Origin of the sequence: Gardnerella sp. DNF01151 (genome assembly GCF_049244235.1) — a bacterium.
Classification (GTDB): Bacteria; Actinomycetota; Actinomycetes; order Actinomycetales; family Bifidobacteriaceae; genus Bifidobacterium; species Bifidobacterium swidsinskii.
This window is the reverse complement of sequence record NZ_CP058389.1, coordinates 863551-881846: the sequence shown is the minus strand read 5'-3', so window position 1 is coordinate 881846 and position 18296 is coordinate 863551. Positions and strand designations below refer to the sequence as shown.

The following is an 18296-nucleotide window of genomic DNA, read 5'->3' as shown; positions in this document are numbered from 1 at the left end:
GCTTATTATCACTCTCAAGGCTTGAGTGCTAATTTGAAGATTAGCACTCTATGTACCCGAGTGCCAACTTTTTTGGCGTTTATACATAAAAACCGGTTAGAAAATAATTCTAACCGGTTATTTTTATGCGAAAAATATTACTTGCAAAGCACAACTACAATCGGAGAAACGATTTGTTTTTCATTTTCGACAGCACTAATACCTAAAGTCTTTGCAATATCTTCAGCTGCAGCTTTTTGTGAATCGTCTTTATACCAAACAACAGACTCGCCTGGGACTTTACCAGTTGGATTTCCAGCTGTCACATTTGCGTATCCCGCTTGCTTTAACTTATCTGCGCCAGCAGCAGCATGACCGCTTATCTTGGTTGCGTTAAGAACTTTCACAGCAACTGATTTATCTAGTGAAGTTTGCGTCTTAGAATCATTTGCTGAATTATCCTTAGAGTCACCAGCATCTTTCCTATCTGATTTATTTTCTTCAGATTTATTATCGTCGTCATCTTCGCCTTCAGAAGATTTATCTTCGTCGCTTTTAACCGACTTTTTGTTTTCAGAAGTCTTAGAAGGCGATGCTGATTGAGATGATTGTTGCTGATGATTCCAAGGCAACGGAAGATGTGAGATTTCGCCAGAAGCGATAGCCCAAACCAAAACACCAACAACCGCTGCAACAATTAATGCAACAAAATAAGGAAGTATTACGGCATACCACGCAGGATTTCCACGATGAACTCCAATCGGTCCCTCTGGTGGCTCATCAAAAGCATCAGGCGTATACGACACGTTCTGATTATTTCGCGCCATAATTGCACTCCTTATAAAATCATTTAAACAATAATGAATCTATACTATCTAATGCTTAGCACAAAGCACAAATTTAGAAAATTTGATTGGTTTCCTTTTATGGTATGCCTTGACATACAGTAGCAATATGAATCCTCAAAATATTAAACCTTTAAACGAGCTAATGGATCCTGATTGGGCTGAAGCATTAAAGCCAGTTGAGCCACAAATACGCGCAATGGGAGTATTTTTGCGAGAGCAGATAGAAAGCGGACATCATATTCTTCCTGCTAGCCACAACATTTTGCGTGCTTTTTCTATTCCACTAAAAAGCATTAAAGTTTTAATTGTTGGCCAGGATCCATATCCAACGCCGGGCCATCCAGTAGGCTTAAGTTTTTGCACAGCTGCAAAAGTGCGCCCACTGCCAAAAAGTCTCATAAACATTTATAAAGAATTAGTAAACGATTTAGGTGTAGAAACTCCAAAAAGTGGAGATCTAACACCGTGGACCAGGCAGGGTGTGATGCTTCTTAACAGATGTTTAACTGTTGAGGCCGGTAAGGCAAATAGCCACCAAGGAAAAGGTTGGGAGCCTGTAACCGATGCAGCTATTCGAGCATTAAACAATAGAACTGATTGCAATGGTAATCCATTGCCGCTTGTAGCTATTTTATGGGGTCGTAATGCGCAAAGTTTGGCTCCTTTGCTGACGAATGCAACTCTTATTACTTCAGCGCACCCAAGTCCTCTTTCTGCAATGCGAGGATTCTTTGGATCGCATCCATTTTCAAGAGCTAATCAGGCCTTAATTAATATGGGAGTTTCGCCAATTAATTGGTCCCTAGATTCTCAAGAAATCTAATTGTCTTAAATATTGCAAATTATCTTATAAAGACAATAAAAATGCCATTTTTGAACATGTCAGTACTGCATATCGGTTAAAATGTCTCTTATGGCATTATTTCCACCGCAACCACAGAAGAAACCGTTAACCGATAAAACTTCAATTGCTTCTAAGCTTGGCATTGGATCAGCTGTACCTCAACCGTCTGCTGTTTCTAATGCAAGTGCGCAAGTCACTGCAACTATTTCGAGTGATGACATACGTCGTTGTCAGCAAATTGCAAATATTTTGCGCGCACGTTTTGCACAAACTTTAGTCGGTCAAGACGCTTTACGAGAGTCTCTTATTCTTACTCTTATTGCAGGCGGACACATTCTTATTGAATCAGTACCAGGTCTCGCAAAAACTACTGCTGCTCAAACTCTTGCAACAGCTATGTCAGGTAGTTTCCGTCGTGTGCAGTGTACTCCGGATTTAATGCCAGCAGATTTAGTTGGTACTCAAGTTTTTGATTTTGCTTCTCAACATTTTACTACGCAAATTGGTCCTATCCATGCAAATGTTATTTTGTTGGATGAGATTAATCGCTCAAATGCAAAAACTCAATCTGCAATGCTTGAAGCTATGGCAGAAGGAGCAACAACTATTGGAGGCGAAAGAATTCCTCTGCCTCAACCATTTATGGTTATTGCTACGCAAAATCCAATTGAGGAAGAAGGAACATTTAATCTTCCAGAAGCCCAAATGGATCGTTTTATGGTAAAGGCAGTTATGACTTACCCTAATCCTGAAGAGGAAGTTCGTATGCTGCAATTACTTACTCAACGCGGATTGGATGTCGTTGATCCTTCAAAGCTAAATACTCAACGCATAAGTTTGCAGGATGTTGTTTTTATGCGTACTGCAGCGCGTCGCATACACGTTTCTGAAGCAGTTATGAAATATGTAGTTGATTTTGTTGCAACTTCTCGCGGTGAAGGTACGCATCCACTTCCTACAATTAATTCATTGGTTCGTATGGGAGCTAGCCCGCGTGCATCAATTGCACTTATTCGTATTGCTCAAGCTCACGCTTTACTTTCTGGACGCGATTATGTGATACCTGAAGATATTAAATTGTTTGCGCATGAAGTGTTAAGGCATCGCATACTTTTAACTTTTGAAGCTTTAGCTGATTCTATTACTACAGATCAAGTAATTGATGCATTAGTTAAGACGGTTCCTGTGCCATGATGCGTACGAAGCGGTTAGTATTATCTGAACCTGCTAAAGCCGTGCGTCGCAAAATTGAGCTTTTGGATCAGCGAATTGATTTGCCTATTGCGCGTAAAGCTTTAGGCTTATTAGAGGGAGACCATCCTTCGCACAGACGTTTTGGCACAGGTGATGTTATTGACATACACGCGTGGCAGCCAGGAGATGAAGCTCGCATGATGAATTGGTCTGCGAGTGCTCGAACTGGACAACCTATGGTGTCTTCTAGAGAGCGTACTTCGTCTTCTCATACTTGGATTGCTTTAGATACAAGCATCAATATGAATGGAGCTTGTGTTTCTGGAGAATCTCTGTATGAAGTTGCGTCTAACTCTGCATGCTTTTTTGCATCTTTGAGTTTAAAACGTCATGATGCTGTTTCTTTGTTGTGTGCAGATGGAAAAAACGTTATCAATGTTCATTCTGCTAGTAATCTTTCTGATTTTGAGCGAAATCTAGATTATACGTTGCTTAATACTCGTAGGAATACCAGAGACATTGATGCGTTGCTTACTTCGTTACTAAAAAATATTGACAATAATGGTCTGGTAGTTTTAATAACTGATGAGTATGCATTACAAGCTCATAACTCTGAATCTTTGCGTAAAATTACGCAAAATCATAAGCTTGTAGTTATTGTTGTCTCTCCTATTAATCCTTTTGATTCTGCAATTGATTTGCAAATATTTGATGGAATTACTTTACGTAAAGTACCGGCGTTTTTGAAAAAAGAATCAAATAAAAATGAAGTCGAAGCTCGTAGAAATTTTAGAATAAACGCTTTATACGATATGCTGCTTGGTGTTCAATCTTCAATAATTTATGGTTCTTCAAGTGAAGAAGTTTTCCATATTTCTGCACAAAAAGTGAGCCGTACAAATTATCTTGCTGACTCATTTAACAAGGAGGTTGAATAGAATGAGCCTGGAAGATATTCAAAAGCCTTTACATGATGAAACGCTTTTTTTAATACTACTTTCTGCATCGCTTGTTGTTATCTTTATTGCTTTTGCGGTTTTATATTTTTCTTTTAAAAAGCCAAAAAAATTAACTGAAAGTAGCAACTCTACAGAAGCAGTTCACGTTCATAATGTAAACAAACAAGCTTGGCGTAAAGATATTGATGCGATTGTTGAGAAGTATCATAACAATGAACTTACTAAAGATCAGGCTTGTGCAGAATTGGCTTCTATTGCTAGATCTTATGTTTCGAAGATGAGCGGTGAAGATATTCAAACTCACACTTTGGGAGAATTGGCTTCTTTGCGTTTGAAATGGCGCAATAAAAAAGGTGCTGATATGTTACGCCAAACAATATCTGCTTTGTATCCTCCAGAATTTGCTGATCGCAAAGCAAACGAGCAAGCGCGAAATACTACTGTTGAGCAGGCTGCTGAATGGGTTTTAGTATTGCTTGAAGGCTGGCAAACGAAGGACAAACGTTGATGAGTAATAATGTTTGGGAATACATATGGCCATGGAGATGGCAATGGCCTTTGCTTTTTGTTGCAGGCGTTGTTGTTTCTGCATCAATTTTTGCTATCTTACTAATTTTAGATTCCATTCGTAGCAATATTTTAAAAAAGAAGTATAAGAGTCAAACTAGTAATATTACGCGAAAATTCTATACTTTTACTTTTGACAATGATCTACAAGGAACTACTACTAGTCATTCATGGTATATGTGGCGAATGTTTAGAAGGTTTGCTGCGGCTGCATTGGTAGTATCTTTATGCAGTTCGCTTGCTGTTGCTTCTAGACCAGCCCGAGTGTTTAATGCGAACGAGCAAGTTAGTTCTAGAGACATTGTTTTATGCTTAGACGTTTCAGGTTCTGCTTTACCATATGATCGCGAAGTAATTCAAGCGTATCTTAATTTTATTGAGCATTTTCAGGGTGAACGCATTGGATTAAGCATTTTTAACTCCACATCTAGAACAGTTTTTCCACTGACTGACGATTATCGACTAGCTAAAAAACAATTGCAATATGCTGCAAATTTGCTTGGCGGAGTTCAATCGCAAAGTCGTATTAATCGTTTACAACAACGCCAATATCAGGAAATTTCTGACTGGCTTGAAGGAACTCAAAATCGCAAAAACGCAACATCTCTTATTGGAGACGGTTTAGTTAGTTGCGCAGCAATGCTTCCAGGTTTTATTTATGGTTCTGCTCATAATAACCATAAAATACAAAGCCGTTTTAATAGAAGTTCTTCCATTGTTCTTGCTACAGATAATGTTGTTTCTGGAAAACAAACTTACTCATTAAAGCAAGCTTTAGATTTAACAAAGCAAGCTAAAATTACTGTCGACGGGTTATATTCTGGCGCAAAACAGAATGAGAATGATGATGCTACGTTAGAAATGAAACAGCTTATTGAATCTCATGGCGGAATTTTCCTTTCTCAACGCAATTCTGATTCTGTTATTAATTTAGTAAAAGAAATTGAAAAAAGACATACTGCAATTCCTCAAGGCGCTGCTCAGTCTGCATTTAGCGACGATCCTGGTCTTTGGGTTTTGCTTACTGTGTTTAGCGTTGTGATTTGGCTAGCTATTGCAAAGAGGATGAAGCGATGACAACAACACTATTTTCTGCTACTACCCTACTGTTTGCACACGCTAAAATTGAAGCTTCTGACACTTCTCAAGCAGGTCAGTTGGTTTTTTCTCCATCATATGGCTGGATTATTGCGATTATTGCAATATTAGTTTTGTTGGCAGCAATGTTTTTTGAAATTGTGCCTATACGTAGGAAACCAGGATCAAGTGATGAAACTTTTTGCATGAGATTAAGACGTATTGGCATATGCATAATGCTAATAATTTGCGTGCTATCTCCAAGTATTATGCGTTCAACTTTACAAAGAGCAGTAAATGCAACAAACGTGATTATTGCTCTAGATATAACAGGTTCAATGAGAGCAAAAGACGCTGATTATGCAAAAAATAGTAAGATTGAGCGTATTGATGCAGCAAGGAATATTATTCGTCAAATAACAAAATCCTATGCTAACTCAAGTTTTGCTGCTATTTCTTTTGGTGCTTCTACGTCTGTCGATGTTCCATTAACGCCTGATGCTAGAGCAGTTGACAATTGGATAAATACTTTACGAACTGAACCAACTAGCGTAGCTACTGGAACTAGTCTTGACGCTCCTATAGATCAAACTTTGCTTACTGCAAAAGCTATACATGATGCTCATCCAGATGATACAACAGTTTTGTATGTTTTAAGCGATGGTGAGGAAACAACACAACGAAAGCGCCGCACATTTTCATCGCTCAGAGCTTATATTACTAACGCATTTGTTATTGGAATAGGCTCATCTAAAGGAGCTAAAATACCTTTGGAAAAAACACAGCTGCAACTTGACGACTACAGCGAAGACAATACCTCTAATCAATGGGTTATTGATCCTGCTACAGGAAATCCTGGAATTTCAAAGCTTGATGAAAAGAACTTGCGAAATATTGCCGATGAGCTTAGCGGCAAGTATATGCACTCATCTTTAAACGTAACATTTGGAGACGAAGCAAAACCAATTCTTTCACACCAATGGAGAATGAACGAGACAGCAAAACCTCGTTTGAGACCTGAACCAATTATTTGGCCGTTTGCAATATTTGCGTCGATACTTTTAATTTGGGAATTAATGTCGTGGTTTATAACTTCAAGGAAATTAGTATGAAGCACATGTCTAGTCGCACAATTATTCGCATTGTTACATTCTTATTCTTGATTATTGCGATATTCGTAGCGTATTTTGCTATCGTAAATTGGAGAGCACAATACACATATAATGCTGCTACTGATAGCCTTATTTCCAACATAAAATCTTCCAAGAGTATAGATAGCGACAAGAATGTGCTTTTAACTCAGCAACAGCAAACTGATGCGCAATTTGATGATGCTAAATCTCAAGAAATGATACTGCTTCCTCAACTTCGAAATAGTATTGACAAAAATGCTGAATTATCACGAAAGTTAACAGAAAAATTAAAGCAGAATCAAAACAATACTAATAAGCAGCAGAAACCGAAAAAGCATAACAATCATTTTAAAAACGATAATTCTAACAATTCTTCTAAAGATAAAAAGCAGTCAGATTCGTCTAAGCCTCAGTTGGACAATACTCAGCGCAATAAAGTTGAAAACTTGCTAAAACAGAACGATCATGTGGATTCTCAATCTTCACAGAATCAAGAAGACCAGCAAGGTTTAGAAAAGACAGAAAAACGTACTAAAACTGATGAAAGCAGCAATAAGCCTTGGTAATTAAATCTTCAACGATTATCTATAAGCGAAGCAATAAGCATTAATAACCTTTTAACCACATTGAATATTTTTTAGTGACTTTTCATTAATAAACGTGTGTAATAACGATTATGCACACATATTACGAATGGCAATGGCTTATACAACGCACTCAAGAGTGCGTTCGCTGCGTTATGGCAGAATCCGCAGCGACTGAATTAGAAGATTGGCAAGGGCTTGCAGCCGAACATTTTCGTCATAGTATGAAAAATATTTCTGCACAAGCGTATGCGTTATATAACATTCGCGGAGGAATATAGTATGTCTTGGAAAGTTAAGTCCTCTGTTGTAGGTGGAATGACGCTTAGCGTTGCTGATAGAGAAGCGTATATTAGTTTTTCCAGAAAACTCAATAATATTGCTAAAGAATTACTTACGCTAAAAAATTTATGGCTTAATGCAGCGATGGTTATTGCCGGTCAAAATTATGGTATACAAAAAGAATCAGGAGCATATATTCATGATTCTTCGCAATCATTTTTAACTGAAAGCATATGTCATGAATATGCTCATAAATGTTATTTAATGTCTCAAAATTTAGAAAATCTTGCTTTTCTTATTGCAAGAGCAAATAATTTGTATGAAGATGCAGAATTTCGTGCAAAAGACGAGTTAGACAATAAAATTTCTTTCTTGGCTCTTGCAAACCCTATTTTTGCTTTACATGTTTTATTCTCCGCAGGTCTCGCCGTTAATCAAGATAATAAAAATCATTCAGGTTTCCAAAATCTTGCTAGATGGTCCTACGCAACTAAGAATATACAACAAGGAATTATTCGAGGTCTATCGCAGCACCTTATTTTAAATCCTATTACAAGTTTGCCAATATTTATTGCCGGAAATGCGAAAGGCCCCATAAATAAAAAAGAGCGTGAAACCTCACTAAACTTTTTATCCAATGCTCAAAAATATTTATCACAAGCTATTCCATTTATTTCTAGTGCTCTTAGCTTCGTAAGCGCGCCTATTAATGATCGAAAGCAAGGTAATAATTTACTTCTCACTAAAGTAAATGAGATGTGGAGAAAACCTGAATCTGTTCTTGCTAGACCTGGACGTAATCTGCTTGAAACTTTAGAAAATTTAACGGAACTTGGAAGCGAAAATTTGGGCGTTAGACCACCACTTGTTAATCCAGATGCTGCTACTATTGCAATTCAACGTTTTAGGCGCAGCGATGGCAGTTCGTCATGGTTAGTAATAATTCCAGGAACTGACGGTAAAGCACACTCTCCTTTTGGTTGGGCACAAAACGCAGAAGTAATGAGTCATAGTTCTTTAGTTAGAAAACAAGCTGATAGCACTCGAATGGTTGTAGAAGCTATGAAACGTTCTGGAATTAAATCTAACGAGCCTGTTGCTTTAGTAGGACATTCTCAAGGAGGTATTGTTGCAGCAAGCATTGCAAGCGATTACGCTAAGCAATACAACATACAGCATGTTGTTACTGCTGGATCTCCTATTGCAAATCATCCAATTCCTAAGAAAACTTGGGTTACTAGTATTGAGATGGACGATGAGATTGTGCCTTCTTTAGATGGCAAAGAGAATCCTCGTAGAAATAATTGGGTGACTATTCACGGTCATGCAATTCATGTTAAAGAATCTAAGTGTTCTTTACCTCCTGGAGTCACGCGTTTTTCTGGCAAACAATATTCGACTAAAAAATTCGATAATGACGGAATATTCGTTAATGACGTTCCAGAAGAAGGAACTTTAACTCATGATTTGCATTACCATACTGCAGCTTATGAAGATGCTCTTCAACTCGGATCTAAAAGTGTGCGCGAGCAAGATCGACATTTTCAGAATACTATTAATGGCAAATTGCAAAGTACTACATTGTGGCAAGGAGTAATGAAAAAATAAAATAATTAAATTCTTATTGAGTAAAATTAAGCTAATTCGCAGCATGATGTAACCTTAAAACTATGAAGCTTACCGATATTTCTCCTGCAATAGCTCTGACTCCTCTCGATGGGCGTTATCATAATCAAACATCCGCACTCGTTGAATATTTAAGCGAACCTGCGTTAAATCGCGAGCGCATGCGTGTAGAAGTTGAGTGGATGATTCTTCTCGCAAATGGTTATGAAGCTAATCAATTCCAGCCAATTGTTAAGGGTGTTAATCCTTTAACTGATGAAGAATGCTCATATTTGCGTTCTATTCCTGAAAATTTTGATGCTGAAGGAATTGCTCGTCATGCTGCGCATGAGGCTATTACTCATCACGATGTTAAAGCTGTTGAATACTACATTGACGATGCGTTAGACGAAGCAGAAAATAAGCTTGGTCGTGCTACTGAGCTTTCAAATTTAAAAACTTTAGTACATTTTTCATGCACAAGTGAAGATATTAATAATCTTTCTATTGCGCGTTGCGTAAAGCAAGCTGTTTTAAACGTTTATCGTCCGAATTTAGAAGCGATAGTTGATTATTTAGTTAAGAATGCTAACGAATATAGAGATTTATCTATGCTTTCGTTAACTCATGGCCAGCCTGCTACTCCAACTACTTTAGGTAAGGAATTGGCAGTGTTTGCATATCGTTTGCGTCGTCAACTTCGTCATCTTGATACTCAAGAGTATTTAGGAAAGTTGAATGGTGCTACAGGAACTTTTGGAGCTCATTTAGCTGCTTTCCCAGAAGTTGATTGGATTAGCGTATCTCAAGAGTTTGTTGAAAATAGAATGGGTCTTCAATGGAATCCATTAACGACTCAAATTGAAAGCCACGATTGGCAGGCTGAACTTTATAGCACTGTAAGTCACATAAACCATATTCTGCATAATCTTGCAGTTGACGTATGGATGTATATTTCTAGAGGTATTTTTGTGCAAGTTCCTGTGAAGGGAGCTACAGGATCTTCTACTATGCCTCATAAGGTTAATCCTATTCGTTTTGAGAACGCTGAAGCTAATCTTGAGATTTCTTGCTCACTGTTTGACACATTATGTGCAACTCTTACTGAAAGCCGCTGGCAGCGTGATCTTACAGATTCTACTACTCAAAGGAATGTTGGCTCAGCTTTCGGTTATGCTCTTCTTGCTTTGAATAATCTTTTAGGCGGTTTGAAGTCTATTCATCCTAATAAAGAATTTATGGCAAAAGAATTAGACGAAAATTGGGAAGTTCTTGGAGAGCCAATTCAAACAGCAATGCGTGCTGAAGAAATTGCTGGCGTACCTGGTATGGAACGACCATATGAGCAAGTAAAAGAATTAATGCGTGGTCACCATATTTCACAAAGTGACGTAGAAGAATTCATTAAATCTCGTAACTTTGATGCCAATACTGCAGCTCGTTTGCAAGCAATGACACCAGAATCTTACACTGGATTTGCTTCACAATTGGTGGACTTTATTGATTAAGTAGACGGTAAAGCCATGCAATCTAGCATAAATCCAAATCTTGTTATTGAAGATACTCAGCCTAGCTTAGTACGTAGTTGGGCTGATTTGTTGTATGCAATATCATCAGTTGTAATTGGCGTTTTTACTTTGTTGTCGTCAATGTGTTTATCAGCAACGGCTGATGCTATGAAGATTGATGCACGAAGTGCTACTCAAATTATAGGATTATCTTTTAATAATCTTTCATTTGTTCTGATACAGCAAGGTCTTACTCTTATTGTTGTTGCAGAAGTTATTGCACACACGGTTTCTGACAGGCGTTGGATTGATACCGCTATTTCTGTTATTACGCTGTTTATAAGTTATGGTTCAGTATGGCTGTTATCTATTGCGATATTTTCTACACACAATATAGCTTTGATTGAATCTTTACAAATGCGGTCTAATAACACTTGGGCTGATTTGCTTCCAGACATGTATGCTGTTCTGGTTGCTTTTCTTACAGTTAGTGGTCCTAGACGCGAATATAAGCATGTAATGTGGGGCTGGAATGCTTTATTCATTGTTACAGCAATACTTCTATTTTCATCTTGGGATTCCTACTCTGCTATTCTTGTATCATGTTGCTTAGGAAGAGCAATTGGTACGCTTATTCGTTTCGCAAAAGGCACACGCAGTAAGGGTGCTTGGGGTGACGATATTGTTCTTGCTTTAAAAAATATTGGCATAGATAATCTTACTCAATTAACTCGTAGAACTCAGCAAGCTGATCATACTGGAGTTCTTCGTTCAAGTCTTGATGACGATTTAATTGAAAATTCAAGATTGTATGATGCAACAGACATCCACGGCATACGTTATGTAATTTCAGTATTAGATAATCAAGTTCATTTACCAGGTTATTTAAATCAATTATGGCAGTGGGTGCGTTTAGTAGATATACCAACTCGTAGAGATCGTTCTGCTAGACATTCTGTTCATCACCACCTTTCTATGCTTCTTGTTTTACGAAATATGCATTTGCCAACAGCGAATGTTTATGGAGTAAGCGACAGTGATAAATCTTCAATAATGGTTTTTCACGCTTCTAACGCTCTACTGCCTTGCAATTTGAACACTTTAACTATTGATGATGCAGCAAAATTAATGCGTTATGTAGATGCTGCTAACACTCGCGGTATTACGCATAGACGCATCACTCCTGAAACTATTGCTAGGCTTGAAGACGGAACACCAGTTATTGCAGGTTGGCAAAACGGCGACGTTGCCAGCGATGATACAAATATTGCACTTGATAAAGTTCAGCTTTTAACGCTTATTGCATCTTGCACAGATATTGACACTGCTCTTAAAGCTGCTATTAACACATGGGGTGCAGAAAAGTTATCTGCACTATTGCCTTTTATGCAGAAAGCTGCTATTCCTGCTTCCACGAGATCTTTGCCATCTTGGAATAAAAAAGTTTTCCAAAATCTTTGCAATAAGTTAAGTCAAATAGTTGCTTTACACACAGATGAAGAAGATTATGATACTGTGCGTTTAGCGCGCTTCAATATACGTTTCTTTGTTAGCTTGGTTCTTTCGATTGTTGCTGTCGCTGTTATTGCTACACAGTGGCATCCTCAGGAAGTATTTGCTGCCTTGCGTCACGCAGATAATGTAATGGTATTTATGTGCTTTGCTTGCAGCATGTTTGCTTGGATTGGATCTGCAATTACTCTCGGCTCATTCATGGATGATCAAAAACCTTCTGCACATGTTTTGTTTGCATCTCAAGCAGCTACTGGTTTCACAGCAGTTTCTATGCCTGCTGGTGTTGGTCCTGCATTTGTAAATATGCAATTATTAAAGAAAAGCGGGTACACTTCAGCTCAAGCTACAGCAATTACTAGTGCAGTATGGCTTATTCAAGCATTAATGACAACTTTAGTATTACTTTCTATAGGCGTTTTCACTGGTAAAAATGTGCTTTCTGGAATGATTCCTACTCATATGCTCATTACTTTCATTGGAATAATCACACTTATAGTTTGTGTTTTAATGGTTATTCCGTCCGCTCGTAAAGCAATTCGAAAGCATTATTTGCCAATATTATCTGATTACGGCCATCAAATTAAGGAACTTATTTCACATCCTATGCAACTTATTGCAGGCTCTTTTGGTGCTATTGTGCTTGTTTCATGCATTGGATTGGGTTATTGGATTTCTTTGCTTGCATTTGGATATTACGCAAATCCTTGGGAAACAATCTTACTATTCTTACTTGCTAACGCTGCTGGATCGGCAGTGCCTACGCCAGGCGGCTTGGGTGCTGTTGAAGCTTCTCTTACTTTCGCATTTACATCTGTAGGTGTTCCTCCAACAGTTGCTTTGTCTGCCACTCTTCTGTATAGGCTTATGTTCTACTGGTTGAGAATTCCGTTAGGCGCGTTTGCAATGAAGTGGCTCAGCAATAATGAGCTTATATAAGTGAGATTTACAAACATTTGTGTATTTTTATTAGCAAATATCGTATCTGTTTCTATGCAAGTGCGTTTTAAATAAAAAACAGCAAAAAATAAATAAAAAATATTAAGAAAAAATGCAAAAATGGCTACATTTGTAGGGAAAATGTACTAATATCTAGTATGAACGTGACCTTTGAAGAGAAGGTCCCCTGACACAAAGGATGCTGCATGGCATACAACAAGTCTGATCTCGTTTCTAAGATCGCACAGAAGTCCAACCTGACCAAGGCACAGGCCGAAGCCGCCGTCAACGCATTCCAGGATGTGTTCGTTGAGGCTTTACAGTCCGGTGAAGGTTTGAAGCTTACTGGTCTGTTCTCCGCAGAACGCGTAAAGCGTGCTGAGCGCACTGGCCGCAACCCGCGTACCGGTGAAACCATCAAGATTCCAGCTTCTTACGGTGTACGTATTTCCGCTGGCTCCTTGTTGAAGAAGGCTGTTACTGCCTGAAATTAAGCGTTTTTCGTATTTATTACATTAAACAAATACTATTTGCGCAAAAACAAAGATGGGCACTCCAAAGCTGGGGTGCCCATCTTTTATAGATTTCCTCGTTCCATTTTTCGCAAACGCGGCTCTGCGCTATCTTTTGCTCCCGTAATGCGGTAAACGTCAAAAACGCCTTCAATTTTACGGATAGCAGCAAGTAGAGTTGCTAAGTGCTGAGGATCTGCCATTTCAAAGGTAAATTGACTTGTTGCAACACGGTCATCGCCTGTAGCAATAGTTCCGGAAAGAATATTTACTCCATGATCTGAAAGAACGCGAGTAACATCCGAAAGAAGATGTTGTCGATCCAATGCTTCAACTTGGACCTTAACCAAGAACAAGCCTTTATCGCTAGTCCATTGAACAGGAATAACGCGCTCTGATTGAGTTTTTTGCAAATCGAGCATGTTCTGGCAGTCAGTCCTATGCACAGACACACCTTGGTTTCGTGTTATAAAACCAATAATCATATCTCCTGGAACTGGCATGCAACATTTTGCAAGCTTGACCCAAACGTCTCCAACACCCTTAACTGATACTCCCAAAGCACCGTTAGACTTATGGCTGCGCTCAACATGGCGTAAAGGCAATGCTTCTTGTTCTACTTCTTCTGCAACTTCATCAGCGCCCGCATCTTTTACTAAACGCGAAATAACATTCTGTGTAGAAACTTGACCTTCGCCAATAGCCGCATATAAAGACTCAACATTAGTAGGCAAATTCAATTCATCAGCAACGCCAATTAATGCCTGCTGCGTCATCAAAGTAGTTAAAGGCAAGTTACGTTTACGCATAGCGCGAGTTAGCTCATCCTTGCCCTCTTCAATCGCCTCAGAGCGGCGTTCCTTGCTAAACCATTGACGTATTTTATTTCGAGCACGAGGAGATTTTACAAAACTCAGCCAATCGCGAGATGGTCCAGCTGTATCCGACTTTGAAGTAAGCACCTCTACAGTGTCACCGTTTGAAAGTTTCGTATCAAGAGGAACCAAGCGTCCATTTACACGCGCACCCATCATGCGGTGACCAACTTCAGTATGCACAGAATATGCAAAATCAACAGGAGTTGCATCCTGCGGAAGCGCAACAATACTCCCCTTTGGAGTAAAAACATAAACTTCAGAAGCACCAAGATCTTGTTTTAATGAACCTAAGAATTCATCTGAATCTGGAGTCTCACTAGTCCAATCAGCAAGCTGTTGAATCCACTTAAGATTATCTGCTTCGCTAAGCTCTTTTTTGTCATCAATATTATTTTCGCGTTTTAAATCATCATTATCAGGCTTACTTAAAGCGCGACCAGCCTGACCATTAGCTTTGTACTTCCAATGAGCTGCGATGCCGAATTCAGCACGCCTATGCATATCCCATGTGCGTATTTGAATCTCTACTGGCTTTCCACCAGGGCCTACAACTGTAGTATGCAAGCTTTGATACATATTCAACTTTGGAGTTGCAATGTAATCCTTAAAACGTCCTGGAACAGGGCTCCATCGAGCATGCACTGCACCTAATGCTGCATAACAGTCACGAATAGAATCGACTATTATTCTCACACCAACTAAATCGTAAATATTAGCAAAATCATGACCTCGAACGATCATCTTTTGGTAAATAGAGAAATAATCTTTTGGTCGACCTTTTACCGATGCTTTAACATGTTGTTCTGCAAGATCTGCATTAATTTCTTCGAGAATTTGTCGTAAATAAACTTCACGCTGACCTGCTCTACGAGCAACTAAAACAACAATTTCATTATAAATTTTTGGATACAATACTTTAAAACTCAGCTCTTCAAGTTCAGTTTTAATTGCATTCATGCCTAAACGGTTAGCAAGAGGCGCATATACGTCAAGAGTTTCTCTTGCTTTTTTATGTGAACTTGATGGCTTAACATACCTCCAAGTACGAGCATTATGCAAACGATCCGCAAGCTTTACTACAAGCACTCGCACATCGCGGCTCATTGCAACAACCATCTTACGAATAGTTTCTGCTTGAGCACTTTCGCCATATTCCATGTTGGATATTTTTGTAACACCATCTACAAGACCTGCTACAGTATCGCCAAATTCAGCTCGACATTCTTCTAGCGTGTAATCTGTATCTTCTACAGTGTCGTGTAATAATCCTGAAGCAACAACAATTGGTCCCATTCCAAGATCTGCAAGAATTTGAGCTACAGCAAGAGGATGAATAATGTATGGCTCACCAGATTTGCGTCTTTGACCTGTATGCTGCTTTACAGCACGATCATAAGCTCTATGAAGAATGCTCATATCCTCATTAGGATGATGCCATTTGCACATGCTCAATATTGGCAATAATGGATTTTGAGAATCTTCGCTGATTTCACATCCGAGCCTATTGGATCCTTTTATATCCTCTTGAAGTTCACCCATTTGGCACCTCCTGGTACTTTTTACTATCCTACCTGCAATTCGCTCAATACACTACCAAAACAAAAAATACATACAATAAATCCGACTCAGTTTTAAAAACCGGTCGGATATTTATAAAAAGATTATTGTACGCCAGTGGAGCCAAAACCTTTATCAGAGCGATCAGATTCAGGTAATTTAGATGCGGGAATAAATCGTGCTTCTACATAACGTTGTATAACCATTTGAGCGATACGATCACCTTTATGGAATTGCACTGTGTTCTCAGGATCTAAATTAATAAGAGGAACCTTAATTTCACCACGATACCCGGCATCAACTGTTCCAGGTGCATTTAGCACAGTCACACCCTGTTTTGCTGCTAAACCAGAACGAGGATGCACTAAAGCAACATAACCTGCAGGTAAAGCTATAGCAACTCCAGTAGGAACAAGCGCTCTCTGGAAAGGACGCAAAGTAAAATCTTGGGTAGTTCTTAAATCGGCACCTGCATCACCTGCATGCGCGTAGCAAAGCGGCTGTAATGTAGATGTTTCATCATCGAGATACTTAATTAATACCTCAACCTGTTCGGGGCCAGTATAGGTCTCGTCATATGCCATTTAAGCTGCGCACTCCTTGCAAACAGGCTGACCATCAGCATTAGTTTCAGCTAACTGGCTGCGATGCTTAACTAAGAAGCATTCAGAACAAATAAATTCATCGCCTTGCATAGGGATAACAGTTACGGATGCATCTTCGTTACTTAAATCAGCACCTGGCAACTCGTAGTCTTCAGCAATAGCATTTTCATCATCGTCAATATCGCTGTTTGAATTTTGAGAACCTTTACTCAAAGCTTCCAACGACTCTTCGTCCTCATCTTTGCTACGAGGAGAATCATAATCCTGTGCCATTATGGTCCTTTCGTTTTTAAAGCTACTTACGCGCATAGCATACACGAATGCTACCCCGTATATTACACATTTTTTATTTTAAATAAAATGGTAAAGAATGCAGTGTATGGACTAAAGTATATAAATAGTATTGTTAAAAGCGAAGAAAGTGGTGCATAATGCTTGAAAATCCGCCAAAAGAGGCGAGTTTCGACCATATTGACGCAGACGGTAATTTGATTTTCATTTGTGAAAACACGCCGTTACGTATTCAAGTGGACGACACGCTGGAACGCGCCATCGCTGGTTCACATAAAATTACGAGTAAAAACAGCGATGAACATAACTCAGCAGATGCTGGCACAAATTCTATACAATCTAATGCAACATTGCCTATTTCGCAAATTCAGGCATTGATTCGCGCAGGAGTTGCACCTTCACATGTGGCGCAAAGATACAACGTTAGTGAAGCACAAGTTAGGCGTTTTTCTGCAGGCGTTGAAACCGAAAAGCAGTATGCAATTGAGCAGTTCCTTCTAGTACCTGCTCCTAAACAAAGCAATATGCGCACTATTGCAGATTTAATTGAAAGAACATTAGCTAAAGCACATATTGGCATGGAAACAGTGCAATGGAAAGCAACGCGCAGAGGATTAGAGCCATGGCGAATTACTGCTACTTTCAAAACTGCTACTCGCACTATTAAAGCTGAGTGGACATGGAACATGCATGACAACTCTGTTACATGCGCGAACCCTTCGTCTAGATTATTGCTTGGTGAAGATGTTAATGCAGCGGATACTTCTAAACAATCTCCATATGGTGGAGCTTATAGAGACACTGTAAGCATTAATTTCCCATTCAACACTGAAGAGCTTCCAGGAAATTCTATTCGTTCTGCCAGAATCGAACGAGCTGTTTCTCAATGGGAACTTAGAAACAGTGACAAACTTGCAGATGCACAAGCCCAATCTTCCTTCGAAAATCAGGACAATAATTCTGACATACAGCAAGTATTAGAAAAAGGCTATTCTAAGCGTTCTACTGAAACAAATACGCAATTTATTAAAGAAGATAATCCTCAGCAGACTTCGCTAATACAACCAGATGCTGAATTTATTAATAGAAACGAAACGAATAGCAAAATCGTCAATGCGTCTAATGAAGCACAAAAATCATTGGCTGCGAAAGTTCAAAATGCTGAAAAAGCAGATATTGTTAGTACGAATTTGCAAAAAAATGCTGCTGAAAGTAATCAAAATTCTGCTAAAAATAATCAAGAAATTAATACTAATGGCCAAGAAAAATCATCTTCTGAGCACAATAAACGTAAAGCTGGAAGAGCAGCAGTACCAAGCTGGGATGAAATATTATTTGGCGAAAGCTAAATAAGAAGTTTAAAAATAAATTTTTCGCTTATTAACAATATGTGTGACACTCTTAGTAAAATTTGAGTGTCAC

General features: G+C 38.8%; 17 protein-coding genes. 13 read left to right on the top strand and 4 right to left on the bottom strand.

All coding sequences use genetic code 11. The features are described 5' to 3' along the window. Positions 1 to 137: 137 nt before the first annotated feature. On the bottom strand, positions 138 to 806 hold the full coding sequence (locus HXT37_RS03690) for a LytR C-terminal domain-containing protein (protein ID WP_102703072.1): 669 nt from the start codon (positions 804 to 806) through the stop codon (positions 138 to 140). 127 nt (positions 807 to 933) lie between these two features. Here HXT37_RS03690 and HXT37_RS03685 point away from each other — a divergent pair, with 127 nt between their 5' ends. The 12 genes from HXT37_RS03685 to HXT37_RS03630 all read left to right on the top strand — a co-directional run bounded on the left by HXT37_RS03685 (position 934) and on the right by HXT37_RS03630 (position 13519). Next, positions 934 to 1650, top strand: coding sequence for a uracil-DNA glycosylase (locus tag HXT37_RS03685; protein ID WP_004106746.1), 717 nt, complete (start codon positions 934 to 936; stop codon positions 1648 to 1650). Between the two features lie 90 nt (positions 1651 to 1740). After that, positions 1741 to 2865: an AAA family ATPase gene (locus tag HXT37_RS03680; protein ID WP_033888761.1), complete on the top strand. Its 1125-nt coding sequence runs from the start codon at positions 1741 to 1743 to the stop codon at positions 2863 to 2865. After that, entirely contained in the window at positions 2862 to 3803 is a 942-nt protein-coding gene (locus tag HXT37_RS03675) for a DUF58 domain-containing protein (RefSeq protein WP_004111506.1), read from the top strand. Before HXT37_RS03680 ends, HXT37_RS03675 begins: the two co-directional genes overlap by 4 nt. 1 nt (position 3804) lies before the next feature. Further along, positions 3805 to 4332 (top strand): hypothetical protein, encoded by a 528-nt coding sequence (locus HXT37_RS03670; RefSeq protein ID WP_004111504.1) that lies wholly within the window; start codon positions 3805 to 3807, stop codon positions 4330 to 4332. Then, positions 4332 to 5468 (top strand): vWA domain-containing protein, encoded by a 1137-nt coding sequence (locus tag HXT37_RS03665; RefSeq protein ID WP_421779268.1) that lies wholly within the window; start codon positions 4332 to 4334, stop codon positions 5466 to 5468. The genes HXT37_RS03670 and HXT37_RS03665 overlap by 1 nt, the downstream gene beginning before the upstream one ends. Next, positions 5465 to 6580 carry a vWA domain-containing protein gene (locus HXT37_RS03660; RefSeq protein WP_004111501.1) on the top strand — a complete coding sequence of 372 codons (1116 nt, stop codon included), beginning with the start codon at positions 5465 to 5467 and terminating at the stop codon, positions 6578 to 6580. The genes HXT37_RS03665 and HXT37_RS03660 overlap by 4 nt, the downstream gene beginning before the upstream one ends. Then, positions 6577 to 7167 carry a DUF6466 family protein gene (locus HXT37_RS03655; protein WP_033888760.1) on the top strand — a complete coding sequence of 197 codons (591 nt, stop codon included), beginning with the start codon at positions 6577 to 6579 and terminating at the stop codon, positions 7165 to 7167. The genes HXT37_RS03660 and HXT37_RS03655 overlap by 4 nt, the downstream gene beginning before the upstream one ends. Before the next feature lie 110 nt (positions 7168 to 7277). Beyond that, complete coding sequence (locus tag HXT37_RS03650; RefSeq protein ID WP_004111497.1) at positions 7278 to 7466, top strand: hypothetical protein; 189 nt, start codon at positions 7278 to 7280, stop codon at positions 7464 to 7466. Between the two features lies 1 nt (position 7467). Beyond that, positions 7468 to 9075, top strand: coding sequence for a hypothetical protein (locus HXT37_RS03645; protein WP_004111495.1), 1608 nt, complete (start codon positions 7468 to 7470; stop codon positions 9073 to 9075). A 62-nt stretch (positions 9076 to 9137) separates the two neighbouring features. Beyond that, positions 9138 to 10580 carry an adenylosuccinate lyase gene (purB, locus tag HXT37_RS03640; RefSeq protein WP_004111491.1) on the top strand — a complete coding sequence of 481 codons (1443 nt, stop codon included), beginning with the start codon at positions 9138 to 9140 and terminating at the stop codon, positions 10578 to 10580. A 15-nt stretch (positions 10581 to 10595) separates the two neighbouring features. Then, a complete protein-coding gene (locus tag HXT37_RS03635) occupies positions 10596 to 13031 on the top strand; it encodes a lysylphosphatidylglycerol synthase transmembrane domain-containing protein (RefSeq protein WP_421779267.1) in 2436 nt (811 codons plus the stop codon). A gap of 206 nt (positions 13032 to 13237) precedes the next feature. Continuing rightward, complete coding sequence (locus HXT37_RS03630) at positions 13238 to 13519, top strand: HU family DNA-binding protein (protein WP_004119480.1); 282 nt, start codon at positions 13238 to 13240, stop codon at positions 13517 to 13519. 89 nt (positions 13520 to 13608) lie between these two features. On the opposite strand, the gene HXT37_RS03625 is transcribed toward HXT37_RS03630, so the two are convergent. The 3 genes from HXT37_RS03625 to HXT37_RS03615 form a co-directional block, all read right to left on the bottom strand. Beyond that, on the bottom strand, positions 13609 to 15960 hold the full coding sequence (locus tag HXT37_RS03625; RefSeq protein ID WP_103014015.1) for a RelA/SpoT family protein: 2352 nt from the start codon (positions 15958 to 15960) through the stop codon (positions 13609 to 13611). Positions 15961 to 16082: 122 nt separating this feature from the next. Further along, entirely contained in the window at positions 16083 to 16562 is a 480-nt protein-coding gene (gene dut, locus HXT37_RS03620) for a dUTP diphosphatase (RefSeq protein WP_004111486.1), read from the bottom strand. Then, on the bottom strand, positions 16563 to 16856 hold the full coding sequence (locus HXT37_RS03615; RefSeq protein WP_004111484.1) for a DUF4193 domain-containing protein: 294 nt from the start codon (positions 16854 to 16856) through the stop codon (positions 16563 to 16565). It abuts the gene before it with no gap. A gap of 158 nt (positions 16857 to 17014) precedes the next feature. On the opposite strand from HXT37_RS03615, the gene sepH reads away from it, so the two are divergent. Further along, positions 17015 to 18223, top strand: coding sequence for a septation protein SepH (gene sepH / locus HXT37_RS03610; RefSeq protein ID WP_004111481.1), 1209 nt, complete (start codon positions 17015 to 17017; stop codon positions 18221 to 18223). Positions 18224 to 18296: the final 73 nt, after the last annotated feature.

Coding starts and splice junctions, on each gene's coding strand:
- purB (WP_004111491.1), top strand. CDS start 9,138: ATGAAGCTTACCGATATTTCTCCTGCAATAGCTCTGACTCCTCTCGAT.
- HXT37_RS03680 (WP_033888761.1), top strand. CDS start 1,741: ATGGCATTATTTCCACCGCAACCACAGAAGAAACCGTTAACCGATAAA.
- HXT37_RS03650 (WP_004111497.1), top strand. CDS start 7,278: ATGCACACATATTACGAATGGCAATGGCTTATACAACGCACTCAAGAG.
- HXT37_RS03625 (WP_103014015.1), bottom strand. CDS start 15,960: ATGGGTGAACTTCAAGAGGATATAAAAGGATCCAATAGGCTCGGATGT.
- HXT37_RS03665 (WP_421779268.1), top strand. CDS start 4,332: ATGAGTAATAATGTTTGGGAATACATATGGCCATGGAGATGGCAATGG.
- HXT37_RS03690 (WP_102703072.1), bottom strand. CDS start 806: ATGGCGCGAAATAATCAGAACGTGTCGTATACGCCTGATGCTTTTGAT.
- HXT37_RS03630 (WP_004119480.1), top strand. CDS start 13,238: ATGGCATACAACAAGTCTGATCTCGTTTCTAAGATCGCACAGAAGTCC.
- HXT37_RS03660 (WP_004111501.1), top strand. CDS start 5,465: ATGACAACAACACTATTTTCTGCTACTACCCTACTGTTTGCACACGCT.
- HXT37_RS03675 (WP_004111506.1), top strand. CDS start 2,862: ATGATGCGTACGAAGCGGTTAGTATTATCTGAACCTGCTAAAGCCGTG.
- HXT37_RS03655 (WP_033888760.1), top strand. CDS start 6,577: ATGAAGCACATGTCTAGTCGCACAATTATTCGCATTGTTACATTCTTA.
- HXT37_RS03685 (WP_004106746.1), top strand. CDS start 934: ATGAATCCTCAAAATATTAAACCTTTAAACGAGCTAATGGATCCTGAT.
- sepH (WP_004111481.1), top strand. CDS start 17,015: ATGCTTGAAAATCCGCCAAAAGAGGCGAGTTTCGACCATATTGACGCA.
- HXT37_RS03645 (WP_004111495.1), top strand. CDS start 7,468: ATGTCTTGGAAAGTTAAGTCCTCTGTTGTAGGTGGAATGACGCTTAGC.
- HXT37_RS03615 (WP_004111484.1), bottom strand. CDS start 16,856: ATGGCACAGGATTATGATTCTCCTCGTAGCAAAGATGAGGACGAAGAG.
- dut (WP_004111486.1), bottom strand. CDS start 16,562: ATGGCATATGACGAGACCTATACTGGCCCCGAACAGGTTGAGGTATTA.
- HXT37_RS03635 (WP_421779267.1), top strand. CDS start 10,596: ATGCAATCTAGCATAAATCCAAATCTTGTTATTGAAGATACTCAGCCT.
- HXT37_RS03670 (WP_004111504.1), top strand. CDS start 3,805: ATGAGCCTGGAAGATATTCAAAAGCCTTTACATGATGAAACGCTTTTT.